Below are 24,115 nucleotides of genomic sequence, written 5' to 3'. Positions count from 1 at the left end.
GTGTAGCGTATGCACCGCATCAACGGAAGGAAGAGTTTTCGATGGATAACAGTACCAAAGAAATCAGTATGTTATACTGCTCGCACCTTATGGCACATGAAATTGAACTTAAGGAATCCACCTATTGAAATTTATTAAATATAATTGCTTTTTCCCTCTGAAATAACAACAGTTGCTTGCATATTAGTCATGAAAGGTTTAAAGCTAAACTTATTCCAACGCTGAAGTATGAACCAAATACGAAATATCATAAAATGATGAAATCTGACATCTAGGATATCACTATCATCTAACCCAAAATGATCTTGTGCCTGAAAATTAATTGTAGCATAATATTTATCCTCTTTAACAAAAATTGATTGAACTGTAATAATAAGTGAACTTATTCCGTGGACCGCAAGGCCAAGCCCATTGAAAGTATTTTTTAGTCTAGGCTGTGTCCCTTAATTGCACGATAGATGAAAAATCGTACAAAGCAGGCTGTTTTTGACAGTAAAAAAAACCAAAATCAGTCCAAAAAACGAACAGACTCGATGTGTTTTTCTCATTTCCAATCAGTGAAAATTAATTAAGGGACACAGCCTAGTAAATTCTAGTGATTTAGCTGCCGCAATACTTTTAGTTATATATTCTTTTTTATTATCCGAAAAAACCTGATTCCAATCAATATGTTCATTAATGGTAGATTTAATTTTATTAAAAATGCTATCATTTCTTTTGTCATTGAGTATTAATTCATTCAATGCCTTATCAAGGAGTGGAGAAGAAAATGAATCACCCTTATTGTTTCTAAAATTTATTATCATCTTTTGTATTATGCCTGAATAAGGACCAAACGATAATACTCTAGCATAAAATCGGAATTCATCAAATAACTCTGTAATAAGCTGTTCGTCGGAAACACTCTTAGAACCTATCCCAAAAGGAATTGTCAGTTAATAAGTAATGGCAATTTCTGAGGGAAGTATGGCAAGCAATAAGTGGCAGATCAGCGATGAACTCTGGGGGAAAATGGTTCCGTTGCTCGCGGAACACAAAACCCACCATCCGCTGGGGGGCTTTGTTGAATAATTTAAGATACTGATTTATATAAGCATTATAAAATTTCAACGACTAATTTTTCCTCTCGGAATGCTTTTTATTGTGCTAACTATTTGATTTGTCGTTCTAACAAAATACATTCTCTGTAAATGCATTCTAACTAAAGAAGATGTAAATCAAACGGTTAAATTATTCAACAAAGCCGGAATAACGCTGTAGCCGACGCAAACGGCTTATGGAAGACGCCTGAAAGCCCTGCATTAACACCAGACTCAATAGGCGCATTGTCCATCCGTGAGATTGCAGGTATTCCGCTCCCGTTCCCTGGGGCTGTTGTGCCAGCTGGTTGGCTGAAATGCAACGGGCAGGCCTTTAACAAAACAACCTATCCGATTCTCGCGGAGCTCTACCCATCCGGCTATTTACCTGACCTGCGCGGTGAGTTTATTCGTGGGTGGGATGATGGGCGCAAGATTGATTTGGGGCGTACCTTAATCAGTGCACAGGGAGATGCGATGCAACCGATAACGGCAAAATGGACGCTTGATGACCAAACGGCTGACCCTGGCGTCAATTATCCCCCTGCAGGGGCCTTATACATCGACCGCACCGCGCTGGTTAATTTCGACGCAACATCAACGCGCACTAATACGGGTGCCCGTGCTGTTTTTGATTCATCACGCCAAACGCGAACCGCGAACGAAACCCGCCCACGCAACATTGCCTTTAACTACATCGTGAGAGCCGCATAATGAGCATCTATTCAACTGATATTGAAACCGCAGAATTAGGCGCAAACGGCCTCAGCAAAAAGGCGGGTTGGATCACTGTTTATCAAGCGCACCCGGTCACGCGCGAATACCAAAGCGCCAGCATGGAATACCTCATGTTCGATGTAGGCCTTCCAGCCCACAGTTACCCCGATAAGCCAGAGTTACCGCCTGTTGGGCAAGCGCTATGTCGCGCGGCAGATGGCAAGTCATGGGAGCACGTGGAGGATAATCGCGGCCAGACAGTTTACAGTACCGAAACACGGCAGGAACAGATTGTTTCCCAATTCGGCGAACTGCCGGATAACCTCACGTTACTGAAACCACAAACCGAATTTGATGTGTGGAACGGGAAAAAATGGGTGACAGACACGCAAGCCCAGCAAGCGGCTGAATCACGAGCTGCGCAGCAGGAGGCACAACAGGCGTTAACCTCACGTCTTACCGTGGCGAATACGCGTATTCAGCCACTTCAGGATGCGGTAGACCTCGATATGGCCACGGAGACAGAAAGGGCGCAACTTGTTGCGTGGAAGAAATACCGCGTGCTGCTTAATCGGCTGGATATAAGCAAAGCGGCGGCTATAAACTGACCTGAGCCGCCGGACGCGGAAAAGGCGGGGATTAATGCCCGTCGTTGAACAGGGAAGCAAGTTCATCATCGGACAGGCCGGTATAGCGCTTGATGGCTGATTTTCCTACACCATCAGCAAGAAGTTGCCTTGCAATTTTGAGCGAGGCGCTATGCTCGCCTTCTTGGCGACCTTCTTGGCGACCTTCTTGGCGACCGAGTTGTACGCCTTCATGAACACCATCCTGTCGGCCTAACTGGTAGCCTTCCTGCTTGCCCTTCTGGATGCCCTTGGCTTCAAGCTGCTCTGCAATGGTCATGATGTCCTCCCGATAGTCAATGGCTGTGGCGGCGATATATTGTAGGAATTGCTCTTCATCCGACGTATTTCCCCGCTCTGCAATATAGTATATCAGGCTACGGAACTGCTCTTTCGGTATCGCCCATAGATTGAGTAGGCGGGCGATATCGGTTGCCAGTTCCAGCATGTCCCGTGTACGGATGTGTTTTTGCACCAATTCTAGCAGGGCTACCCGCCGATGGGACAGTATTTCATCATCCGGCATAGCGGTGATATCAACCAACGGGAATGCCTGCGTATAGACTGATTCTGCCATTTCAGGGTCAGCAAAGCAATCGAGCCATTGTGTGCTGTAGGGGTAGGGCGACGTGGTGCCGTGGTAGAACAGGAGCGGGATGACCACGGGCAAGGTCTCGTTACCTTGCTCAAGGTGCCGCTGCATGGCTGCCACACTGTACCGTAGCAGCCTGAATGCCATGAGCTTTTCTGGCCTGCTCTGGTGCTCGATGAGTGTATAAATGTAGCCTTTCCCCGCATTCGTCTGCACGGAATAGAGCATATCCGAACACTGGGTGCGCAGGTCGTCTTCGATAAAGCTGCCCGACTCCATTGCCAACGTACTGAAGTCGCAGCGTTCACGCAGGTGGGGCGGCAGATGGATTTCCAAAAAGTCTCGGGCCACAGCGATATCGCCGAGAAACTTTTTGAACAGCGAATCGTGTTGTGAGAGTGAAGATGTTGTCATTGGCGCAGTATACCTTGCTCAGGTTACGGTATGCCATCGAAATCCCCCTCCCTCAAGTCTGTCAAATTTGGGCGATTCTGGCGTAGTCGGCAAGTCGAAATGGACGGTAACGTATTGATAAAAATGTCGTGTATTGTTGTGTTTTGTTGTGTTTTTTCGCCTATTTTTTGAGTAGGAAAAACAATTATGATATTGATATTTATGGTTTTCATGTGTTTTAAGTCTGCTACAACATCAACATCAACATCAACATCAACATCAACATCAACATCAACATCAACAGCGGCAGCGTTACCCTGTTGGGACAGGATATGCTCAATGCCTCGGAGCGGACCCTGCGCCAGATGCGTGGCGGCTTTGTTGAATAATTTAAGATACTGATTTATATAAGCATTATAAAATTTCAACGACTAATTTTTCCTCTCGGAATGCTTTTTATTGTGCTAACTATTTGATTTGTCGTTCTAACAAAATACATTCTCTGTAAATGCATTCTAACTAAAGAAGATGTAAATCAAACGGTTAAATTATTCAACAAAGCCATGCGTGGCACCAAAGTGGCCATGATCTTTCAGGAACCGATGACGGCACTGAACCCAACGCGCCGCGTCGGTGATTTGATGCGCGAAGTTATCCAACAGCACCAACCGTTGAATAAACGTGATGCACACGCCCATGCGCGGGTATTGCTCTCAGAAATGCAAATTTCTGATGCGGAGCAGGTGATGAAGCGTTATCCGTTTGAGCTTTCCGGCGGGATGCGTCAGCGCGTAATGATTGCACTGGCCTTTTCCTGTAATCCTGAACTGATCATTGCCGATGAGCCCTCAACCGCCCTGGATGTTACGGTGCAGCGTCAGGTGTTGCGACTGTTAAAACAAAAGGCGCAGGAGCGCGGGACAGCAGTATTGTTTATCAGTCACGATATGGCGGTTGTATCACAACTGTGCGATCGGTTGTACGTCATGTATGCCGGAACGGTTATTGAGAGTGGAGCCACACAGGCCGTGATCCAAGGTCCCGCCCATCCCTACTCGCAAGGGTTGTTACGCTGCGCACCGGATGATGCTATACCGCGCGCTGTGCTGCCGGCTATCCCCGGCACGGTACCCAATTTGTCGCAGTTGCCTGAAGGCTGTGCGTTTCGTCCACTCTGTACGGAGGCGACGGAACGCTGCTATCAACGTCCTGAACTGCATACGCTGGCAACGTCCTCTCAACAGGTTGCCTGCTGGAATCCTCAGACGGAGGTGGGAAATGAATGACGCCTTATTGACGCTGCGTGATGTACACGTTCGCTTCCCGGCAAAGCGTAACTGGCGTGGCAAGGTGGTTGAACACGTCCATGCGCTTAACGGCCTCGATCTGACGATCAGCGATGGCGAAACGTTGGGCGTGGTCGGTGAGTCCGGCTGCGGGAAAATCACCTTGTGACAGGTATTGATGGGGATGCTAGCGCCTTCGCAAGGCGAGTGCGTGCGGGCGCGTTCACCGGGCTCCTGGCTGGCAAACGGGATGCAAATGGTGTTTCAGGACCCGCTGTCATCGCTCGATCCTCGGCTGCCCGTGTGGCGCACTATTACCGAGCCGGTCTGGTTGCAGGGGCACGGTACCGAAACGGAACGGAACGCAGAGCGCTGGCAAGCGAGTTGGCGACGTTGGTCGGCATTCGTCATGAATATCTCGACCGTTTGCCCCATGCGTTTTCCGGCGGTCAGCGTCAGCGTATCGCCATTGCGCGTGCGCTTTCTGCACAGCCCGATATCATTTTATTGGATGAACCTACCTCAGCGTTGGATATCTCTGTTCAGGCGCAAATTTTGAATTTACTGGTGATGTTACAGCGACAGCGGAAGCTCACCTACGTGCTGATATCGCATAATATTTCTGTAATTCGTCACATGAGCGATCGTGTCGCTGTGATGTATAGCCAACCGACTTAAAAATGATTACATCCTATGCCCTGATATGCGGCAAAGAAGCATAGCTGGCTGTTATCAAAATAATGTCGCTTGGCTATATTTAGGGCAAATCGTTGAATTAGGCACGGCACACCGTGTACTGAACCAGCCGCGCCATCCCTATACCCGTTTGTTGCTGGATTCAGTTCCTCGGCTTGACAGGCCGCTGTTGCAACCGGCTGGCGAGGAGATAAAAACCGGCGAATTGTCCAGCAATCGACGCTTACCGCAGGGCTGTTTTTTTCGGGAACGTTGCCCTTATGCGAGCGCGGCCTGTGGGCAGCCTCAATTATTGACGCCACTGAATGAAACCGATTCTGTTCGCTGTTGGCGTGCAGTCGTGGACTTGTAAGAATATTCCGATTTTATCGGATCGTAGCAGGAGACTCTCGCTCGCTTTTTTTTTGGTGGGGTAAACACCCGAATAAAAGCTTCCCGTAGATCAATCATTCTGCATACAGGAGACAACGTTCGCTGCGAAGCTTATAGCATTAATGTGACAGGATAGTGAATTTTTAGCCTTGACCTTCGTGCCCAGAATCGCTATTGATACCTTGTGGGTGCTCGAAAAGCAGTCACTGTTTTCTTTCCAGCAGATGAACAATGAGGGAAATGAGGCATGAAGAGACAGAAACGAGATCGTTTGGAACGGGCGCAATCACGCGGCTATCAAGCAGGACTTTCCGGAAAGTCGAAGGAACTTTGTCCTTATCAATCTATTAATGCCCGATCTGAATGGTTGGGAGGCTGGCGGCAAGCTATGGAGGACAGGGCGGTTACCGCGTAGGAGTCTGTAAAGAATTTCGTGTAAATGGCTCCATCGCTTAACCGGAAATCCGATCTCCATACATCAACATGAATTGGCTCATAGCCGGTTTCCAGTCTCTGATTGGTAGGGTCCATTTAGCCGAGATATAGCCAAGCGACATTATTTTGATAACAGCCAGCTATGCTTCTTTGCCGCATATCAGGGCATAGGATGTAATCATTTTTAAGTCGGTTGGCTATATTATGCAAGGCTAGATAGAATAATTTTAGCACCGAGTCATCCGTTGGAAATATTCGTCGCGTTTTCGTTATCTTGCGCAATGAAGCATTTAACGACTCTATCGCGTTGGTGGTGTAGATAACCTTGCGGATCTCCGGCGGAAAATCAAAAATGACGATGAGACGTTCCCAATTATTTCTCCACGATGGGCTGATCGTCGGGAACTGTTCATCCCATTTGGCCGCGAAGGCATCCAGGGCCTCTTCAGCGCCCTCTAGCGTTGCGGAAATATAGATAGTGCGCAGGTCAGCAGCAACGGCTTTACGCTCTTTGCAGCCGACGTAGCGCAGCGAGTTCCGCACCTGATGCACGATGCAGAGCTGTACCCGCGTATGCGGGTAAACAGCTTCAATGGCATCAGTAAAGCCCTTCAGGCCATCGCAGCAGGCGATGAAGATGTCCTGTAGCCCACGATTTTTCAGTTCTGTCATTACAGATAACCAGAACTTGGCCCCCTCGGTTTTGGCTATCCATAGCCCCAGCAGCTCTTTTTCGCCCTGGCCGTTGATGCCTAGAGCCAAGTAAACAGACTTGTTGGTCACGGCTCCGCCGTCCTGGCTTTTGACCACAATACAGTCAAGGTAAACAATGGGATAAAACGCATCCAGCGGCCGTTGCTGCCAGCGCTTAACGTCATCCATCACGGCATTGGTCACTTGAGAAATGAAGCCAGCGGAAACATCGACTCCGTAGACTTCTTTAAAGTGAGCCTGAATATCACGGGTTGATAGCCCTCTGGAATAGAGAGAAATAATGCGGTCATCGAAGCCGTTAAGCTGCTTTTCGTGCTTACCGAGCAGTGTCGGCTCGAAGGTATAGCCAAGCGACTTAATTTTGATTACACCATATGGACTGAGAACAAACTCTCTGTATCGCAACCCATCTCTCTTTTTTTGCTTTTTGCTTGTGCCCATTTATGCTCAATTGGGTTAAGATCTGGCGAATATGTAGGCAAATACTCCACCATATACCCTGCATCGATGATGAATTGTTGAATATTATGTTTTTTGTGAAAAGTGGCATTGTCCATCATGATTACACTGTTTTTAGGGAGTACTGGGATAAGGACTTGTGTGACCCAGGCATAGAAAACATCGCTGTTAATATTGATATCAAATAATCCGATAGCAAACAGCGTTGTGCCTAATAAAGCGCCGATAACATTTGTTCTTCCCCTAGCTCCCCAGTTCTTCAGGCCAAAACACCGTTGACCTTTTGGGGAATAGCCGTGAGTCCGTGGGGCATCGTGTGAAAAACCACTTTCATCAATAAAAACAATAGGTTTACCTTCTTTTTCATACTGTTGTTTTTTTTGTTGAAATCCCTGCCGGGCGTTTTCGTCGGCTTTCGGATGACGTAGAGTTTTTTTTATAGGTCAATCCCAGCTTTTTAAGCGCTTGCCAAATGGCCTTCTGACAAACGCCAAAACGCTCTGCACGTTCTTTTTGGTAAGCATCTGGATATTGTTCAACATCTTTTATCAACTCGGATTTATCGATCTTTCGCTGACGCGTGGTCGATGCTTTTGACTCTATTTGATTAATCCAACGCGATACAGAGGCAGGGCCAATCCGAAATTGCTTCGCTGTTTCTCGGATACTCAACCCTTCGTTTTTCCGTGTAGATATCACTTTACGTCTAAAATCAATTGAATAGCTCATTTAAATAATGTAATCAAAATTAAGTCGTTTAGCTATACTGTTGCGGTCGCGCGGAATATCGAGCTCGAGCGCCCCATTTTGGCTACGTACGCTCTTGGATGTCTTGCCATTGCGGGAGTTGCCTGAATTATTACCAGCCGGGTCATGCTTAGCATACCCAAGGTGTATCTCCATCTCAGCTTGAAGAACCCGTTCCGCCAGTCTTTTAGTCAGCTGCTTGAGTAGTCCTGATTCACCCAGAAGCTCCTGAGGGGAGTGGCAATCCTGAAGCAGTTGGTCGGCTTTGTTGAATAATTTAACCGTTTGATTTACATCTTCTTTAGTTAGAATGCATTTACAGAGAATGTATTTTGTTAGAACGACAAATCAAATAGTTAGCACAATAAAAAGCATTCCGAGAGGAAAAATTAGTCGTTGAAATTTTATAATGCTTATATAAATCAGTATCTTAAATTATTCAACAAAGCCCAGTTGGTCAATAAGTTCGTTGCTGATAGGCATTTTTTGTCCTCTGAAGGTTTTCCTCAAAATGCCATTTACACAGATCTTTTTACACTCTCGGGCTTTTTATTTATATAAATTACAATCAGTTGTAAAATATAATAATGATCTCCTAATCGTTATTAATAGGTTATGCCATGATTGTTAATGTAAACAGAAGTGTTCCAGTACAACCGTTCCAAAATACTTCAGCTACATGCCCTGGAGAAATGTCACCCCTCGCTCGTAATTTGAATCAGATTTCAAATAATACTGAACAACATTTACCGACGAAAATTAGTAAAAGACGAATAGCGGTAAGTCTGAGACCGACCACTACTCCTAAAATGGTTTATCAACAACAGATAGGTAACATTAGATTACATTTAGGTAATGTAATTTATATAAATGACTAATCTATTTTAGTTCTGTAAGGCTGCGCTCCGGCGTGGCCTTTTTTATTTTCCCTTTCAATAATATATCGCCATCCCTGCCGGGAGGTGAGGGTATGACACGAATGAGCACTATCTACAGCAGGCTTTCATACGGAAGCGGGACGGGGCTAATAGGGCTGGGCCCGTCTGCCAGAGCCTACGCCGCATCAACGACAGAGAGCGTATGGCTGCTTGCGGATAAAATGGCAGGGTTAACGCTCGGTGACTGGGCAATGATTGTCGGTATGGTCTGTACCATCGGCACCTGCACTGGTCAAGTAAATCAGGACACTTTTTTCTCAGCCATTTGTTGGCTTTGTTGAATAATTTAACCGTTTGATTTACATCTTCTTTAGTTAGAATGCATTTACAGAGAATGTATTTTGTTAGAACGACAAATCAAATAGTTAGCACAATAAAAAGCATTCCGAGAGGAAAAATTAGTCGTTGAAATTTTATAATGCTTATATAAATCAGTATCTTAAATTATTCAACAAAGCCCCATTTGTTCATAACGCACCGGAGACAGATCCCCGTTAGCGGCATGATGCCTGTCTAGGTTGTAGTAGCGGATATACGTCGCCACATCCTGCTCCATGTAAGCCCGTGTTGGCTGGGGTACCAGCAGCAACCATTCATGTTTCAGACTGCCCCAGAAGCGCTTCATCACCGCATTATCCCAGCAGGTACCCACGTCTCCCATACTGCTCCTCAGCCTGTAGCTGCTCAGCAGAGCCTGAAAGCGTTGTCCCGTGTACTGCGCCCCCCTGTCCGTATTGTAGTGGCATACTGAATTTGGCCACCTAAGTAGAGGTGATATGCTTACCTCATAATTTTTATAGGTGCCAAAATGAGTAAAATAATTACTGCTGAATTTAAATGTGAAACCGCCAAATTAGTCCTTGACCAAAATTATACCTACCAGGAAGCCGCGAAAGCCATGAACGTCAGTCTTTCAGCGATTAGCCGGTGGGTAAGAGCCCTTCGTTTAGAACGTCAAGGGAAAACATCGCCTGGTCTGCCATTAACACCTGAACAAATTGAGTTCAGAGAAATGAAGAAAAAAATCCACCGACTGTAAATGGAGAATGCCATCTTAAAAAAGGCTACTGCGCTCTTAATGTCCGACTCACTGAAAAATTCTCGGTAGTTGAAAAGCTAAGAGCGCTTTATCCAGTGAAAGCGTTGTGTCGTATTTTTAATGTTCACCGAAGCAGTTATCGCTATTGGTGTCGACCTAAGGAGCCAGATATTGAGCGGACGATAAAACGTAGCCTGGTCAGCGAAGCGGGCTTTGTTGAATAATTTAACCGTTTGATTTACATCTTCTTTAGTTAGAATGCATTTACAGAGAATGTATTTTGTTAGAACGACAAATCAAATAGTTAGCACAATAAAAAGCATTCCGAGAGGAAAAATTAGTCGTTGAAATTTTATAATGCTTATATAAATCAGTATCTTAAATTATTCAACAAAGCCAGCGAAGCGTGGAACGTTAGTGGCGGGTCTGCGGGCGCAAGGACTATCGCCACGATGGTTACCAATACACACGACGTGAAACTTGGGCGGTGGTTAGCGGGTAAGTTGATGAAAGAATTAACCCTCGTTAGTTGCCAAACAAGAAAACATCAATACAACCGCGGTGGAAATGAACGTATTGATATTCCAAATTTGCTCAATGAGTCTGTAAAGAATTTCGTGTAAATGGCTCCATCGCTTAACCGGAAATCCGATCTCCATACATCAACATGAATTGGCTCATAGCCGGTTTCCAGTCTCTGATTGGTAGGGTCCATTTAGCCGAGATATTATGTAAGGCTAGATAGAATAATTTTAGCACCGAGTCATCCGTTGGAAATATTCGTCGCGTTTTCGTTATCTTGCGCAATGAAGCATTTAACGACTCTATCGCGTTGGTGGTGTAGATAACCTTGCGGATCTCCGGCGGAAAATCAAAAATGACGATGAGATGTTCCCAATTATTTCTCCACGATGGGCTGATCGTCGGGAACTGCTCATCCCATTTGTCCGCGAAGGCATCCAGGGCCTCTTCAGCGCCCTCTAGCGTTGCGGAACTATAGATAGTGCGGAGGTCAGCAGCAACGGCTTTACGCTCTTTCCAGCCGACGTAGCGCAGCGAGTTCCGCACCTGATGCGGCTTTGTTGAATAATTTAAGATACTGATTTATATAAGCATTATAAAATTTCAACGACTAATTTTTCCTCTCGGAATGCTTTTTATTGTGCTAACTATTTGATTTGTCGTTCTAACAAAATACATTCTCTGTAAATGCATTCTAACTAAAGAAGATGTAAATCAAACGGTTAAATTATTCAACAAAGCCGGTGCAGGGCAGAAAGGATTTATCCCAACCCCATTAGATAAACTGCTTTTTATTTTATTGTATTTAAAATGTTATCCGACCTATGATTTGCAAGGACTTCTTTTTGGTTTAGATAGAACACGGGTATGTCGCTGGGTAAAAATATTATTGCCGGTTTTAGAGATGACCTTGGGGCGAGAATGTGTTTTGCCCGCTCGTCAAATTCGCTCTGCTGAGGAATTTTTTCGCGCCTTTCCTGGAGTTAAAGACGTCTTTATTGATGGGACAGAGCGACCTGTCCAAAAGCCTAAGAATCTGCGTCGGCGAAAAAAAATGTATTCGGGAAAGAAAAGACAGACCACTCGAAAAGGGCTTATTATGACTGACGAAACAAGGCAAATTGGATTTATCCCCATGAGCAAAAATGGGCGCCGTCACGATAAACGCTTACTCGATAAAGTCGATATAATTCGCCATATTCCTCCTGAGGTAACCATCTGGGCAGATACCGGTTTTCAAGGTATAGATAAACAGCATCCTAATACACAAATCCCAAAAAAAGGAACTCGAAAAAGACCTTTATCGCCTGAACAAAAACAAGAAAATAAAATAATCTCGGGCATCCGTATTACAGTTGAAGACGCCATCGCGGGTATCAAGCGCCTCGGTTGCATGACCCAAATTTTACGGAATCGTAGACCCTTTATTGATGATATAGCCAAGCGACTTAATTTTGATTACACCATATGGACTGAGAACAAACTCTCTGTATCGCAACCCATCTCTCTTTTTTTGCTTTTTGCTTGTGCCCATTTATGCTCAATTGGGTTAAGATCTGGCGAATATGTAGGCAAATACTCCACCATATACCCTGCATCGATGATGACTTGTTGAATATTATGTTTTTTGTGAAAAGTGGCATTGTCCATCATGATTACACTGTTTTTAGGGAGTACTGGGATAAGGACTTGTGTGACCCAGGCATAGAAAACATCGCTGTTAATATTGATATCAAATAATCCGATAGCAAACAGCGTTGTGCCTAATAAAGCGCCGATAACATTTGTTCTTCCCCTAGCTCCCCAGTTCTTCAGGCCAAAACACCGTTGACCTTTTGGGGAATAGCCGTGAGTCCGTGGGGCATCGTGTGAAAAACCACTTTCATCAATAAAAACAATAGGTTTACCTTCTTTTTCATACTGTTGTTTTTTTTGTTGAAATCCCTGCCGGGCGTTTTCGTCGGCTTTCGGATGACGTAGAGTTTTTTTTATAGGTCAATCCCAGCTTTTTAAGCGCTTGCCAAATGGCCTTCTGACAAACGCCAAAACGCTCTGCACGTTCTTTTTGGTAAGCATCTGGATATTGTTCAACATCTTTTATCAACTCGGATTTATCGATCTTTCGCTGACGCGTGGTCGATGCTTTTGACTCTATTTGATTAATCCAACGCGATACAGAGGCAGGGCCAATCCGAAATTGCTTCGCTGTTTCTCGGATACTCAACCCTTCGTTTTTCCGTGTAGATATCACTTTACGTCTAAAATCAATTGAATAGCTCATTTAAATAATGTAATCAAAATTAAGTCGTTTAGCTATACCTTCTTACTCCTTAGCGCCGGTCTTTGGAATTTCCATCTCAGAACAGCGTAAAATTTACTTCAATCACCGAAACACCCTTATTTCACTATTAAGCAACACGCTTTCTCTATTCCAGAGGGTTATCAACCCATGATATTCAGGCACACTTTAAAGAAGTCTACGGGGTCGATGTTTCCGCTGGCTTCATTTCTCAAGTGACCAATGCTGTGATGGATGACGTTAAGCGCTGGCAGCAACGGCCGCTGGATGCGCTTTATCCCATTGTTTACCTTGACTGTAAGCGTGTTGCTTAATAGTGAAATAAGGGTGTTTCGGTGATTGAAGTAAATTTTACGCTGTTCTGAGATGGAAATTTCAAAGACCGGCGCTAAGGAGTAAGAAGGTATCATCAATAAAGGGTCTACGATTCCGTAAAATTTGGGTCATGCAACCGAGGCGCTTGATACCCGCGATGGCGTGTTCAACTGTAATACGGATGCCCGAGATTATTTTATTTTCTTGTTTTTGTTCAGGCGATAAAGGTCTTTTTCGAGTTCCTTTTTTTGGGATTTGTGTATTAGGATGCTGTTTATCTATACCTTGAAAACCGGTATCTGCCCAGATGGTTACCTCAGGAGGAATATGGCGAATTATATCGACTTTATCGAGTAAGCGTTTATCGTGACGGCGCCCATTTTTGCTCATGGGGATAAATCCAATTTGCCTTGTTTCGTCAGTCATAATAAGCCCTTTTCGAATGGTCTGTCTTTTCTTTCCCGAATACATTTTTTTTCGCCGACGCAGATTCTTAGGCTTTTGGACAGGTCGCTCTGTCCCATCAATAAAGACGTCTTTAACTCCAGGAAAGGCGCGAAAAAATTCCTCAGCAGAGCGAATTTGACGAGCGGGCAAAACACATTCTCGCCCCAAGGTCATCTCTAAAACCGGCAATAATATTTTTACCCAGCGACATACCCGTGTTCTATCTAAACCAAAAAGAAGTCCTTGCAAATCATAGGTCGGATAACATTTTAAATACAATAAAATAAAAAGCAGTTTGAGACTGTAAAATAATCTGTGTAAATGGCATTTTGAGGAAAACCTTCAAAGGATAACAAAATGCCTATCAGCAACGAACTTATTGACCAACTGCTTCAAGATTGTCACTCCCCTCAGGATCTGCTGGGTGAATCAGGCCTACTCAAGGTGCTGACTAAAAGACTGGCGGAACGGGTTCTTGAAGCTGAGATGGAGATGCACCTTGGGTATGCTAAGCATGACCCGGCTGGTAATCATTCAGGCAACTCACGCAATGGCAAGACATCCAAGAGCGTACGTAGCCAAAATGGGGAGATCGAACTCGATATTCCGCGCGACCGCAACAGTACCTTCGAGCCGACACTGATCGGTAAGCACGAAAAACAGCTTAACGGCTTCGATGACCGCATTATTTCTCTCTATTCCAGAGGGTTATCAACCCGTGATATTCAGGCACACTTTAAAGAAGTCTACGGGGTCGATGTTTCCGCTGGCTTCATTTCTCAAGTGACCAATGCTGTGATGGATGAAGTTAAGCGCTGGCAGCAACGGCCGCTGGATGCGCTTTATCCCATTGTTTACCTTGACTGTATTGTTGTCAAAAGCCAGGACGGCGGAGCCGTGGCCAACAAGTCTGTTTATCTGGCCCTCGGCGTCAACGGCCAGGGCGAAAAAGAGCTGCTGGGGCTATGGATAGCCAAAACTGAGGGGGCCAAGTTCTGGTTATCTGTGATGACAGAACTGAAAAATCGTGGGCTAAAGGACATCTTCGTCGCCTGCTGCGATGGCCTGAAAGGCTTTCCTGATGCCATTGAAGCTGTTTACCCGCATACGCGGGTACAGCTCTGCATTGTGCATCAGGTGCGGAACTCGCTGCGCTACGTCGGCTGGAAAGAGCGTAAGGCCGTTGCTGCTGACCTGCGCACCATCTATAGTTCCGCAACGCTAGAGGGCGCTGAAGAGGCCCTGGATGCCTTCGCGGCCAAATGGGATGAACAGTTCCCGACGATCAGCCCATCGTGGAGAAATAATTGGGAACGTCTCATCGTCATTTTTGACTTTCCGCCGGAGATCCGCAAGGTTATCTACACCACCAACGCGATAGAGTCGTTAAATGCTTCATTGCGCAAGATAACGAAAACGCGACGAATATTTCCAACGGATGACTCGGTGATAAAATTACTCTATCTAGCCTTGCATAATATCTCTGCTAAATGGACCTTGCCAATCAGAGACTGGAAACCTGCTATGAGCCAATTCATGTTGATGTATGGAGAACGAATCTCCGGTTAAGCAATGGAGCCATTTACACAAAATTCTTTACAGACTCAGCAGTTTATCTAATGGGGTTGGGATAAATCCTTTCTGCCCTCCACCCATCTGCCGCTCGTGATCTTTTCGATTCTTTTTCCGATAAATCAAATAACAAGCTGAAAATTCAGCGGCTAAATTTTTCAATTCTTCGACTGATAATCCAATGATTGCTTTACATAAACGATTATCTCGTAACAACCGCTCTTTGTTGATCATTTCAAACCTTTATTCTCTAAGTTAAACCTCTTTTTATTCTCAATAGCCTGACAAAAAATGCAAGTCTCTATTCAGCAACTAGTTTTGTATTGTTGTCAAAAGCCAGGACGGCGGAGCCGTGGCCAACAAGTCTGTTTATCTGGCCCTCGGCGTCAACGGCCAGGGCGAAAAAGAGCTGCTGGGGCTATGGATAGGGCTTTGTTGAATAAATCGAACTTTCAGGGGATCGCCGGATCAAAGCACTATCATCGCTTCCGATAGCAGCTCCCCATGGCAAAGCAAAAGTTTAAAATCACCAACTGGCCCACCTACAACAAAGCACTCAGACAACGCGGCTCCCTGACGGTCTGGCTTGATGAGTCGGCCATCGCTGCATGGACTGACAGTTCTTCGCCTGAAGGTCGTGGTCGGCCGCTTTACTACACCGATATGGCTGTTACCACGGTTTTGATGATAAAGCGCGTGTTTAACCTGTCGCTCCGGGCATTACAGGGCTTTGTCGACTCGGTTTTTACACTGATGAGCCTGCCACTGCGCTGCCCGGACTACTCTCTGGTCAGTCGGCGGGCAAAAACCGTCAGTATCAGCATAAAAACGCCAACGCGTGGTGAAATCTCGCATCTGGTCATCGACAGTACCGGTCTGAAGGTCTTTGGCGAAGGTGAATGGAAAGTCAGGCAGCATGGGGCTGACAGACGAAGAGTGTGGCGCAAGCTTCATCTGACAGCAGACAGTGCGACGCATGAGATTATCTGTGCCGACTTATCGCTCAGCGGAACGACAGATGCGCAGGCACTGCCGGGCCTGATTAACCAAACCCACCGAAAAATCAGGGAAGTGTCAGCAGACGGTGCTTATGACGCCCGTTACTGCCACGATGCGTTGCTAAGAAAGAAAATCAGGCCCCTTATCCCGCCGCGAAGCGGAGCCAAATACTGGCCGGACAAGTACCATGAACGTAACCATGCGGTGGCGAATCAGCGTCTGAGCGGGAGTAATGATATGTGGAAAAAGAAAGTGGGTTATCACCGGCGTTCAGTGGCAGAAACAGCGATGTTCCGCATAAAAACTTTGCTGGGTGGCCATCTGAGCCTGCGTGACTATGAGGCTCAAGTAGGTGAAGCCATAGCGATGGTCAAAGCGCTGAACCGTATGACGTTGTTGGGTATGCCACACAGCGTCAGGATAGGATAACAGGTGTAGCAGAGGGAGTCATCCTGTCGGCTAATTCTGATTTATTCAACAAAGCCTATGGATAGCCAAAACTGAGGGGGCCAAGTTCTGGTTATCTGTGATGACAGAACTGAAAAATCGTGGACTAAAGGACATATTCGTCGCCTGCTGCGATGGCCTGAAAGGCTTTCCTGATGCCATTGAAGCTGTTTACCCGCATACGCGGGTACAGCTCTGCATTGTGCATCAGGTGCTGAACTCGCTGCGCTGCGTCGGCTGGAAAGAGCGTAAGGCCGTTGCTGCTGACCTGCGCACCATCTATAGTTCCGCAACGCTAGAGGGCGCTGAAGAGGCCCTGGATGCCTTCGCGGCCAAATGGGATGAGCAGTTCCCGACGTTCAGCCCATCGTGGAGAAATAATTGGGAACGTCTCATCGTCATTTTTGACTTTCCGCCGGAGATCCGCAAGGTTATCTACACCACCAACGCGATAGAGTCGTTAAATGCTTCATTGCGCAAGATAACGAAAACGCGACGAATATTTCCAACGGATGACTCGGTGATAAAATTACTCTATCTAGCCTTGCATAATATCTCTGCTAAATGGACCTTGCCAATCAGAGACTGGAAACCTGCTATGAGCCAATTCATGTTGATGTATGGAGAACGAATCTCCGGTTAAGCAATGGAGCCATTTACACAAAATTCTTTACAGACTCCCAACTGGATCCCTATTTTCCTTTCTCCGCCTCGTTAGAACGCTGGATTAACAGCTTTAAGCGACTGCATATCGGGTTTAACGGTGCAGAGATGCAATTGGATCTGTTGGTGCGCAAAGGCAAATATGAAAATGGCTTTATGCACGGCCCGGTTCCCCCCTTTATGCAGGAAGGGCAGTGGCTGCCAGCAAAAATCAATTTCACCAGTCTGGCTAAACCGGATCAAGTGGGCAGCGGTGCCACGCGCATTAATACCCTGTTTCATGAAGGTGGTCATGCGGCGCATTTTGCCAATATTCGTCAGAATGCACCTTGCTTCTCGCAGGAATTCCCTCCTACATCAATGGCCTATGTGGAAACGCAATCCATGTTTTGCGACAGCCTGCTGCACGACGCTGACTGGTTAAAGCGTTATGCGAAGAATCGTCAGGGCGAGGTCCTCTCTGATGCGTTGATCAAAGCGGATATCGCTGTGCGTCAACCGATGCGTGCCTTTAACGAGCGCCACATTTTGCTGCTGCCTTACTTTGAATGGCAGCTTTACAACATGGAAGATGAGGCACGCACGCCAGCAGCTATTACACAGCTGGCGCGTGACATTGATCAGCGTATTTTAGGCATTGGCGGCAGCCCACGTCCTACCATTGCCATTCCACATTTGTTGTCGATGGAGTCGGCCTGTTCGTACCAAGGTTATCTGTTGGCACTGATGGCGGTCGAGCAGACGCGGCATTTCTTTCTTAAGCGCGATGGTTATCTTACGGATAACCCTGCCATTGGTCCGGATCTGGCACAGCATTACTGGCGTCCTGGTAACAGCGTCAGCCACGATGACACGCTGCGCAGTTTGACCGGCGAAGCCCCATTCCCACTCGAAACGCAACAAAGTGACCCACTGGCCAGACCCGGATAAAATCACCGTTCTGGCCCTACTGGAGATCCCGTTGCATGCAGGGAAAACATCTGACTCACAAAGAGCGGTTCTACATCGAAAAACGGCGTGGTGATGGGGTTAACCAGGCCACCATCGCCCGGGAACTGGAGCTTCCTCGTTCTACCATCAGCAGGGAACTCAGACGCAATACCGACGCCGCTTTCAACGGGGTCTATTCCTGCAGAAGGGCCGAAACGTTGGCCAGAGGGCGGCGGCAGAAAACTCGGCCGGACAGCGTGATTAACCAGCTTGAACCGCACATTCAGGACTTTATCAGAACGGCGCTGTCTACCCACACCTCACCTGAGGTCATTAGTGGGCGCCTGGTCCTGGAATTTGGCCTGTCCGTCAGCAAGAACTCGCTCTATCGCTATATCCAGCAGGAGCGCCGGGCCGGCGGTGAGCTGTATCAGCAGCTCCCTCATCGGGGTAAACGGTATAACTATCAGACCGATGAGAACAAACGCGGTCCTATTCCCAACCGTGTTGGCATTGAGCAGCGGCCGGCCGTTGCTGACCTCAAGCAGGAACCCGGTCATTTCGAGATTGACACCATCTTTGGCAAAGATCAGAAATCATTCCTGCTGACGGTGGTCGATAAAGCCGTCAAGCTGGTCATCATTCGCAAACTGCCCAACAAGCGAGCAGAGACAGTGGTAGCGGCCTTCAGGGACATCGTTGCCAATACCTTCTGCGAGTTTAAAACCCTGACTGCTGACAACGGTTCTGAATTTTCCCAGCACGGGGAAATTACAAAAGTCACGGGGGCACCGGTCTACTTTGCCCGGCCATATCATTCCTGGGAACGCGGGTTGAATGAGCATACCAACGGGCTGATACGGCGTTTTTACCCGAAGGGAACGGACTTCAATTATGTCACCCATCGCAAGGTTGCAGCACTCGAACACCTGCTCAATACGCGAGGCCGAAAATCGCTGGGTTATCGTTCTCCAAATGAGGTATTTTTAACGCACTTACAGGCGGCATAATGCCCTACCGTTTTGTTGCGTTTCGACTGGGAATGGGGCGAAGGGTTCAATCCGGCTTATCTGGCCGAAGCCTGTAATTTGACGGTTGAGCAGGCGTGGCAACAGGCGCAAGCGGCTATCCAACATGCTGCCGAGCATGCGCAACCTGAGGCTGATGCCGATTTGAATGCCCACATTCGTATCGTCGATGGTACGCGCATATTGGCAGATAATCGGGAGGGCGATCGTGCGATGTGTGAGGCGTTTTCGGCGTTCATCGAACGTGAATACCCGTATATAGCATGAGTCTCTAGGTTGGGGGCGTGCTGGCTACAGCGGGGGATTTCGGTCGGGAACGCAAGGGACTGTGACAAATAAAAGGGGGAGACCGGCAAGGTGCTCCCCCCTTTTTTAGTGCATTACGGCTACCGTATCAGGAGACATGCTGCAAGAACTCACGCAACCGCTCACTGGGAGGATTGGTGATCAGCTCTTCAGGATCGCCATCTTGGGCGATACGGCCTTTATCAATGAAAATCAAACGTGAAGCGACTTTATGAGCGAATCCCACTTCGTGCGTAACGATGACCATGGTCATGCCTTCGTCGGCAAGATCTTTCATTACTGTCAGTACTTCGTGACGTAATTCTGGGTCGAGTGCCGACGTTGGCTCATCAAACAGCATCAGTTTGGGTTTGACGGCAAGTGCACGTGCGATTGCCACGCGCTGCTGCTGGCCGCCCGAAAGCTCGGAGGGAAAGTGGTTGGCACGTTCAGACAGGCCCACTTTCGCCAACAGTTCCAGCGCCAGCTTTTCGGCTTCCGCTTTGCTGGCACCGCGCATGCGAATCGGGCCAAATGCCACGTTTTCCAGCGCGGTCAGATGCGGGAAAAGATAAAATTGTTGAAACACCATACCCGCTTCCTGGCGGATAAGGCGCTCATCAACTTTAGGATCGTTCACTTTCAGGCCATCGACAATCAACTCACCGCTGGTAATGTCTTCCAGCTTATTGATGCAGCGCAGCAGCGTGGATTTACCGGAGCCTGACGGACCGATAATCACCACTACTTCACCCTGGTTGATATTCAGATTGATGTCATGCAACACCTTTGTCTGAACAAAGTGTTTAGAAACGTTCTTGAATTCAATCATATAATCTTAAGTTTTCTTTCCAACTGACGCAAAATGAAACTCAGTACCAAGGTGATGACAAGGTAGATCACCGCAACCGCACTCCAGATTTCCAGCGCACGGAAATTACCCGCAATGATTTCTTGCCCGGAACGCGTCAGTTCCGCCACGCCGATAACGATGAACAGCGAGGTATCTTTGATACTGATGATCCATTGGTTGCCTAATGGCGGTAACATTCGACGCAACGCCAACGGTGCAATCACATGGCGTAGCGTATCGCGTTTTGATAACCCCAGTGCCAAACCCGCCTCACGAAATCCTTTGTGAATCGACAATACCGATCCGCGTGTAATCTCCGCGATATAGGCACCAGAGTTGATCATGATGGTGACCACCGCGGCAGCGAAGGGATCGATACGCACCGACGTCAGGATCATCGGCAAGGCGAAGTAAATAAACATGACTTGTACAACAATCGGTGTACCGCGGATGATTTCAATAAACACCAACGCGATTTTGTTGGAAATCCAACTCCCGTAAACGCGGGCAAAGCCCGCGACGACACCGATAACCAAGCCACCCAGCAGACCCAGCACGGAAATCAGCAAGGTCATTTTTGCCCCTTCTAACAGAAGGGGCAGAGAAGGCCAGATGGCACTCCAATCAAACTGCATGAACGTTCTCCAGACTGATACGGCAATTATTTCGGTTCAGTGCCGAACCATTTTTTATAAATTTCAGCATAGGTGCCGTTATCACGCAGCGTTTGCAATGCCGCATTCACTTTTTCACGCAGTTCGCTGCCTTTCGGGAAGGCGACACTGTATTGCTGCGCCTTGATGGAATCACCCACCGCTTTAAACTGACCATTGCCCGCTGTTTTGATGAAGTACAGGATGTTCGGCGTATCATGCAGTACTGCATCGGCACGACCGATACCTAACTCCATGTAGGCATTGTCAATATTCGGGAACTGGCGCAGTTCTTTGGTTTTGATATTGGCCTTGGCGTAGTCAACCGAACCGGTGCCACTTTTCACTGCTACTACTTTGCCCGCCAGATCCTGTTCACCCTGAATGCTGGTGTTATCTGATTTTACCATGACCAGCAAGCCGCTGTTGTAATAACCATCAGAAAAATCGACTGCACGTTTACGCTCTTCCGTAATGGTGATCCCGGCCAGTGCCAAATCAACGTTGAGGGCTTGCAGGGCAGGAATGATACCTGCTAAATCCATCGGTTTCAGGGTGTATTCCAGTTTCAACTCTTTCGCGATAGCATCCCAGAGGTCGATGTCAAAGCCGACGTATTTATCGCCTTGCTTAAACTCGAAGGGAACAAACGCTGTGTCTGTGGCAACGATGAGAGGCTTGTCCGCCGCGTAGCTGGAAACGCTCATGGTCAGCGCCAGCGCTGCCAATGAGGCCTTAAGTAGTGATTTCATCCGATCCTTCCTAATTAGCGGTTTGTGGGAAGCCTGTTTCAAGCAGGCACTACTAATAATAGTATTTAAGAGAAAAGCTGTAGAAACAGAGGGTTATGTTTTATAACTCCTTGTTTTTATTCAGTGTCGCCAATGCACGCAAACATCGCCTCCGGCACGGGACGCCGCTATGAATAACTGATTATGCTGCGGGACACAACCGTTGATTGTGTTTGAATGGATAAAAACTAACTTTTTGTACGAATTTTAAGAGGAAAATGTATGAATGGCAGGATAGATGAACGTTAACATAATAGGCAGGCCATCGTGTCCGAGATAGCTACGATAGCCTGATACTATTTATAGCATGCCAGGGTTTATTCTGCGATGTTGGCTTCGATAAACCACAGGAACTTATCCAGATCGCTAGAGGCTGCCGTTAACATATCCGCACTGTCTTCATCTTCTGTTTTCGCAATAGCACTGCGCACTTCGTTGGCGACAACGCTGTAACGCTCCGCCAACGCTTTCAGGTGATCCTGCACGCTGTGGATATTAGTCGGGTAGCTTTTTAGCGAAGTTTCTTTATTAATGACCTGCACCGTGCCCAGTGCGACACCACCCAGTTGAACCACGCGCTCTGCCAGTGTATCCAGATGGTCGGTCAGGGCGGTGCGGAAGCCGTCCAGCATTTCGTGAACAGCGATGAAATTGGCGCCACGCATGTTCCAGTGTGCTTGCTTGGTGATCAATGATAAATCGATTAAGTCGACAACTAACTTGTCCAACAGTTTGATGGTGGACGTTTTGACGTGCTCATCCAGATTATTGCGAGTATAGATGAGGTCGGATGCTGCTGCTTTTACCAATTTAGCCGTAGCCATAAGGTATCTCATCCTGATAAATGAAATAATAATCTGACTGCTCAATGCAAATAACTATAGCAGAGTTCGAAGCAGGCAATAACAAGGTAATACCTATTATAGAAATTGCCCACAGACAATGCAGGTGAATATCTTTTTCACTGATTTAATTATAGAAATTGCACGTCATCATGACAGTAAATAACGATAATGAATGAAAATTATTTAGCGCTAGTAATAACCTGTACCTATTCAGGCGCGGGTATCATTCGTGGTGCAATATAGCTGAAAGGACCCTTCTCTTGCCGCAGTAGGCTGCCTGCAAGAGAAGAAACATGATTAAATTCAGGCGGGAATGGGGTCAACCTTGGGCGCTATTGATGATGCGTGCTCGTTTTACTGTAAGCGTAGCGCCAAGGGAAGCGGCGATGATACAAAACAGTGCTAGCCATTGTGTCAGCAGCAGATGCTCACTGAGAAACAGAATGCCGGATAGGGCGTCAATCGCCGGCTCCATGCTCATCAACGTGCTGAAGGTTTTGGCCGGGAGGCGGGTCAGTGCCACCATCTCGAGCGAGTAAGGCAGTGCTGTTGAGAGGATCGCAATGGCGATGCCTAGCGGCAGAATAGCAGGGGAGAGCGATGAGGTATCCGCAAAATAGACCCCCAGGGGGCAAAACACCACCGCCGCCACCAATGAACCAATCGCCACTGTCGCCGGACCATGGTTAGCACCTGCGCTTTTTCCGAACACAATATATAACGCCCAGCAGGCACCTGCGCCGATGGCACAGAGCGCGCCCTGCATATCGACGTTGGCAATGTCGTTATCCAGCGGCAATAGAAACCACATGCCGGTTAGTGCCAAAAGGATCCAAAGAAAATCAAGTGCCCGACGTGACGAAAAAATGGCCACGGCGAGCGGGCCGGTAAATTCAAGCGTGACCGCGACACCCAGTGGAACAGTTCGAATAGAGAGGTAGAACAAAAAGTTCATGCCACCAAGGGTCAAACCGTACAGCAGCAAGGGTAATCGATTCCCCTGAATACGCATGCGCCAGGAGAGTGTAAAAAGATCTGTGTAAATGGCATTTTGAGGAAAACCTTCAGATGACAAAAAATGCCTATCAGCAACGAACTTATTGACCAACTGCTTCAGGATTGCCACTCCCCTCAGGAGCTTCTCGGCGAATCAGGCATACTCAAGGAGCTGACTAAAAGACTGGCGGAACGGGTTCTTCAAGCTGAGATGAAGATACACCTTGGGTATGCTAAGCATGACCCGGCTGGTAATAATTCAGGCAACTCCCGCAATGGCAAGACATCCAAGAGCGTACGTAGCCAAAATGGTGCGCTCGAGCTCGATATTCCGCGCGACCGCAACAGCCCCATTCCCAGTCGAAACGCAACAAAAC

At 47.1% G+C, this 24,115-nt stretch carries 20 protein-coding genes and 18 pseudogenes; 19 read left to right on the top strand and 19 right to left on the bottom strand.

What is annotated here, in order from left to right:
• Nucleotides 1-134: 134 nt before the first annotated feature.
• Together ACQGXV_RS35150 and ACQGXV_RS35145 are read right to left on the bottom strand one after the other, a co-directional pair.
• Nucleotides 135-419, bottom strand: a pseudogene (locus ACQGXV_RS35150) (DUF3289 family protein); the annotation flags it as partial.
• Between the two features lie 135 nt (nucleotides 420-554).
• On the bottom strand, nucleotides 555-917 hold the full coding sequence (locus ACQGXV_RS35145) for a DUF3289 family protein (protein WP_440867804.1): 363 nt from the start codon (nucleotides 915-917) through the stop codon (nucleotides 555-557).
• A 49-nt stretch (nucleotides 918-966) separates the two neighbouring features.
• Between ACQGXV_RS35145 and ACQGXV_RS35140 the strand changes: the two are divergent.
• The 3 genes and pseudogenes from ACQGXV_RS35140 to ACQGXV_RS35130 form a co-directional block, all read left to right on the top strand.
• Nucleotides 967-1,056: pseudogene (locus ACQGXV_RS35140) on the top strand (IS5/IS1182 family transposase); the annotation flags it as partial.
• 269 nt (nucleotides 1,057-1,325) lie between these two features.
• Complete coding sequence (locus ACQGXV_RS35135) at nucleotides 1,326-1,793, top strand: phage tail protein (RefSeq protein ID WP_440864593.1); 468 nt, start codon at nucleotides 1,326-1,328, stop codon at nucleotides 1,791-1,793.
• Nucleotides 1,793-2,404: a tail fiber assembly protein gene (locus ACQGXV_RS35130; protein WP_440864591.1), complete on the top strand. Its 612-nt coding sequence runs from the start codon at nucleotides 1,793-1,795 to the stop codon at nucleotides 2,402-2,404. The genes ACQGXV_RS35135 and ACQGXV_RS35130 overlap by 1 nt, the downstream gene beginning before the upstream one ends.
• Nucleotides 2,405-2,435: 31 nt before the next feature.
• On the opposite strand, the gene ACQGXV_RS35125 is transcribed toward ACQGXV_RS35130, so the two are convergent.
• Nucleotides 2,436-3,428, bottom strand: a complete 993-nt coding sequence (locus tag ACQGXV_RS35125) for an Rpn family recombination-promoting nuclease/putative transposase (RefSeq protein WP_440864590.1) — start codon at nucleotides 3,426-3,428, stop codon at nucleotides 2,436-2,438.
• A 23-nt stretch (nucleotides 3,429-3,451) separates the two neighbouring features.
• Nucleotides 3,452-3,835, bottom strand: coding sequence for a hypothetical protein (locus tag ACQGXV_RS35120; protein WP_440864589.1), 384 nt, complete (start codon nucleotides 3,833-3,835; stop codon nucleotides 3,452-3,454).
• Between the two features lie 87 nt (nucleotides 3,836-3,922).
• Here ACQGXV_RS35120 and ACQGXV_RS35115 point away from each other — a divergent pair.
• The 3 genes and pseudogenes from ACQGXV_RS35115 to rmf form a co-directional block, all read left to right on the top strand.
• Nucleotides 3,923-4,693, top strand: a pseudogene (locus ACQGXV_RS35115) (ABC transporter ATP-binding protein); the annotation flags it as partial.
• A pseudogene (locus tag ACQGXV_RS35110) lies at nucleotides 4,686-5,741 on the top strand (ABC transporter ATP-binding protein). The pseudogenes ACQGXV_RS35115 and ACQGXV_RS35110, both read left to right, overlap by 8 nt.
• 267 nt (nucleotides 5,742-6,008) lie before the next feature.
• On the top strand, nucleotides 6,009-6,176 hold the full coding sequence (gene rmf, locus ACQGXV_RS35105; protein WP_195312963.1) for a ribosome modulation factor: 168 nt from the start codon (nucleotides 6,009-6,011) through the stop codon (nucleotides 6,174-6,176).
• Nucleotides 6,177-6,213: 37 nt separating this feature from the next.
• On the opposite strand, the pseudogene ACQGXV_RS35100 reads toward rmf, so the two are convergent.
• The 4 genes and pseudogenes from ACQGXV_RS35100 to ACQGXV_RS35085 form a co-directional block, all read right to left on the bottom strand.
• Nucleotides 6,214-7,348, bottom strand: a pseudogene (locus ACQGXV_RS35100) (IS256 family transposase); the annotation flags it as partial.
• The gene (locus ACQGXV_RS35095) at nucleotides 7,276-7,809 is read right to left on the bottom strand and encodes an IS630 family transposase (protein WP_440867641.1); all 534 of its coding nucleotides are present in this window, start codon (nucleotides 7,807-7,809) and stop codon (nucleotides 7,276-7,278) included. The pseudogene ACQGXV_RS35100 and the gene ACQGXV_RS35095, both read right to left, overlap by 73 nt.
• Nucleotides 7,733-8,098 carry an IS630 transposase-related protein gene (locus ACQGXV_RS35090; protein WP_440862584.1) on the bottom strand — a complete coding sequence of 122 codons (366 nt, stop codon included), beginning with the start codon at nucleotides 8,096-8,098 and terminating at the stop codon, nucleotides 7,733-7,735. Before ACQGXV_RS35090 ends, ACQGXV_RS35095 begins: the two co-directional genes overlap by 77 nt.
• 39 nt (nucleotides 8,099-8,137) lie before the next feature.
• Nucleotides 8,138-8,428, bottom strand: a pseudogene (locus tag ACQGXV_RS35085) (transposase); the annotation flags it as partial.
• Nucleotides 8,429-9,086: 658 nt separating this feature from the next.
• Between ACQGXV_RS35085 and ACQGXV_RS35080 the strand changes: the two are divergent.
• Nucleotides 9,087-9,281: pseudogene (locus ACQGXV_RS35080) on the top strand (holin); the annotation flags it as partial.
• A 221-nt stretch (nucleotides 9,282-9,502) separates the two neighbouring features.
• Here the strand turns inward: ACQGXV_RS35080 and ACQGXV_RS35075 are convergent.
• Nucleotides 9,503-9,820, bottom strand: a pseudogene (locus ACQGXV_RS35075) (integrase core domain-containing protein); the annotation flags it as partial.
• 42 nt (nucleotides 9,821-9,862) lie between these two features.
• On the opposite strand from ACQGXV_RS35075, the pseudogene ACQGXV_RS35070 reads away from it, so the two are divergent.
• Nucleotides 9,863-10,299 (top strand): annotated as a pseudogene (locus ACQGXV_RS35070) (transposase); the annotation flags it as partial.
• A gap of 246 nt (nucleotides 10,300-10,545) precedes the next feature.
• Nucleotides 10,546-10,716: a hypothetical protein gene (locus tag ACQGXV_RS35065; protein ID WP_440864588.1), complete on the top strand. Its 171-nt coding sequence runs from the start codon at nucleotides 10,546-10,548 to the stop codon at nucleotides 10,714-10,716.
• A gap of 13 nt (nucleotides 10,717-10,729) precedes the next feature.
• Here the strand turns inward: ACQGXV_RS35065 and ACQGXV_RS35060 are convergent.
• Nucleotides 10,730-11,167 (bottom strand): annotated as a pseudogene (locus tag ACQGXV_RS35060) (transposase); the annotation flags it as partial.
• Between the two features lie 124 nt (nucleotides 11,168-11,291).
• On the opposite strand from ACQGXV_RS35060, the pseudogene ACQGXV_RS35055 reads away from it, so the two are divergent.
• Nucleotides 11,292-12,044 (top strand): annotated as a pseudogene (locus ACQGXV_RS35055) (transposase family protein); the annotation flags it as partial.
• 29 nt (nucleotides 12,045-12,073) lie between these two features.
• On the opposite strand, the gene ACQGXV_RS35050 reads toward ACQGXV_RS35055, so the two are convergent.
• A complete protein-coding gene (locus ACQGXV_RS35050) occupies nucleotides 12,074-12,607 on the bottom strand; it encodes an IS630 family transposase (protein WP_440862665.1) in 534 nt (177 codons plus the stop codon).
• On the bottom strand, nucleotides 12,531-12,896 hold the full coding sequence (locus tag ACQGXV_RS35045) for an IS630 transposase-related protein (protein ID WP_440862584.1): 366 nt from the start codon (nucleotides 12,894-12,896) through the stop codon (nucleotides 12,531-12,533). Before ACQGXV_RS35045 ends, ACQGXV_RS35050 begins: the two co-directional genes overlap by 77 nt.
• 143 nt (nucleotides 12,897-13,039) lie before the next feature.
• On the opposite strand from ACQGXV_RS35045, the pseudogene ACQGXV_RS35040 reads away from it, so the two are divergent.
• A pseudogene (locus ACQGXV_RS35040) lies at nucleotides 13,040-13,213 on the top strand (transposase); the annotation flags it as partial.
• 76 nt (nucleotides 13,214-13,289) lie between these two features.
• Here ACQGXV_RS35040 and ACQGXV_RS35035 read toward each other — a convergent pair.
• The gene (locus tag ACQGXV_RS35035) at nucleotides 13,290-13,961 is read right to left on the bottom strand and encodes a transposase family protein (protein WP_440867803.1); all 672 of its coding nucleotides are present in this window, start codon (nucleotides 13,959-13,961) and stop codon (nucleotides 13,290-13,292) included.
• 72 nt (nucleotides 13,962-14,033) lie between these two features.
• Between ACQGXV_RS35035 and ACQGXV_RS35030 the strand changes: the two genes are divergently transcribed.
• Nucleotides 14,034-15,245, top strand: coding sequence for an IS256 family transposase (locus tag ACQGXV_RS35030; protein WP_440862551.1), 1,212 nt, complete (start codon nucleotides 14,034-14,036; stop codon nucleotides 15,243-15,245).
• Nucleotides 15,246-15,272: 27 nt separating this feature from the next.
• Here the strand turns inward: ACQGXV_RS35030 and ACQGXV_RS35025 are convergent, their stop codons facing one another.
• Nucleotides 15,273-15,482 (bottom strand): hypothetical protein, encoded by a 210-nt coding sequence (locus tag ACQGXV_RS35025; protein WP_440864587.1) that lies wholly within the window; start codon nucleotides 15,480-15,482, stop codon nucleotides 15,273-15,275.
• An 85-nt stretch (nucleotides 15,483-15,567) separates the two neighbouring features.
• Here ACQGXV_RS35025 and ACQGXV_RS35020 point away from each other — a divergent pair.
• The 6 genes and pseudogenes from ACQGXV_RS35020 to ACQGXV_RS34995 form a co-directional block, all read left to right on the top strand.
• Nucleotides 15,568-15,675, top strand: a pseudogene (locus tag ACQGXV_RS35020) (transposase); the annotation flags it as partial.
• 77 nt (nucleotides 15,676-15,752) lie between these two features.
• Nucleotides 15,753-16,676, top strand: coding sequence for an IS5 family transposase (locus ACQGXV_RS35015; protein ID WP_440864586.1), 924 nt, complete (start codon nucleotides 15,753-15,755; stop codon nucleotides 16,674-16,676).
• A gap of 55 nt (nucleotides 16,677-16,731) precedes the next feature.
• A pseudogene (locus tag ACQGXV_RS35010) lies at nucleotides 16,732-17,337 on the top strand (IS256 family transposase); the annotation flags it as partial.
• Between the two features lie 38 nt (nucleotides 17,338-17,375).
• Nucleotides 17,376-18,263: pseudogene (locus ACQGXV_RS35005) on the top strand (M3 family metallopeptidase); the annotation flags it as partial.
• A 59-nt stretch (nucleotides 18,264-18,322) separates the two neighbouring features.
• Entirely contained in the window at nucleotides 18,323-19,297 is a 975-nt protein-coding gene (locus ACQGXV_RS35000) for an IS30 family transposase (RefSeq protein WP_440862690.1), read from the top strand.
• 36 nt (nucleotides 19,298-19,333) lie between these two features.
• Nucleotides 19,334-19,582: pseudogene (locus tag ACQGXV_RS34995) on the top strand (M3 family metallopeptidase); the annotation flags it as partial.
• A 127-nt stretch (nucleotides 19,583-19,709) separates the two neighbouring features.
• On the opposite strand, the gene glnQ reads toward ACQGXV_RS34995, so the two are convergent.
• The 5 genes and pseudogenes from glnQ to rhtA all read right to left on the bottom strand — a co-directional run.
• A complete protein-coding gene (gene glnQ / locus ACQGXV_RS34990; protein ID WP_440864585.1) occupies nucleotides 19,710-20,432 on the bottom strand; it encodes a glutamine ABC transporter ATP-binding protein GlnQ in 723 nt (240 codons plus the stop codon).
• Entirely contained in the window at nucleotides 20,429-21,088 is a 660-nt protein-coding gene (gene glnP, locus ACQGXV_RS34985) for a glutamine ABC transporter permease GlnP (protein ID WP_222160302.1), read from the bottom strand. Before glnP ends, glnQ begins: the two co-directional genes overlap by 4 nt.
• 26 nt (nucleotides 21,089-21,114) lie before the next feature.
• Nucleotides 21,115-21,858, bottom strand: a complete 744-nt coding sequence (gene glnH, locus ACQGXV_RS34980; protein ID WP_440864584.1) for a glutamine ABC transporter substrate-binding protein GlnH — start codon at nucleotides 21,856-21,858, stop codon at nucleotides 21,115-21,117.
• Nucleotides 21,859-22,214: 356 nt separating this feature from the next.
• Entirely contained in the window at nucleotides 22,215-22,721 is a 507-nt protein-coding gene (gene dps, locus ACQGXV_RS34975; RefSeq protein WP_440864583.1) for a DNA starvation/stationary phase protection protein Dps, read from the bottom strand.
• 340 nt (nucleotides 22,722-23,061) lie between these two features.
• Nucleotides 23,062-23,760, bottom strand: a pseudogene (gene rhtA / locus ACQGXV_RS34970) (threonine/homoserine exporter RhtA); the annotation flags it as partial.
• 60 nt (nucleotides 23,761-23,820) lie between these two features.
• Between rhtA and ACQGXV_RS34965 the strand changes: the two are divergent.
• Nucleotides 23,821-24,084: pseudogene (locus ACQGXV_RS34965) on the top strand (transposase); the annotation flags it as partial.
• Nucleotides 24,085-24,115: the final 31 nt, after the last annotated feature.

This window comes from Symbiopectobacterium purcellii (genome assembly GCF_052050035.1).
In the GTDB taxonomy this organism is placed as follows: Bacteria; Pseudomonadota; Gammaproteobacteria; order Enterobacterales; family Enterobacteriaceae; genus Symbiopectobacterium; species Symbiopectobacterium purcellii_A.
The sequence above is the reverse complement of the archived record's forward strand: the minus strand, read 5'-3'. Positions and strand labels throughout refer to the sequence as shown.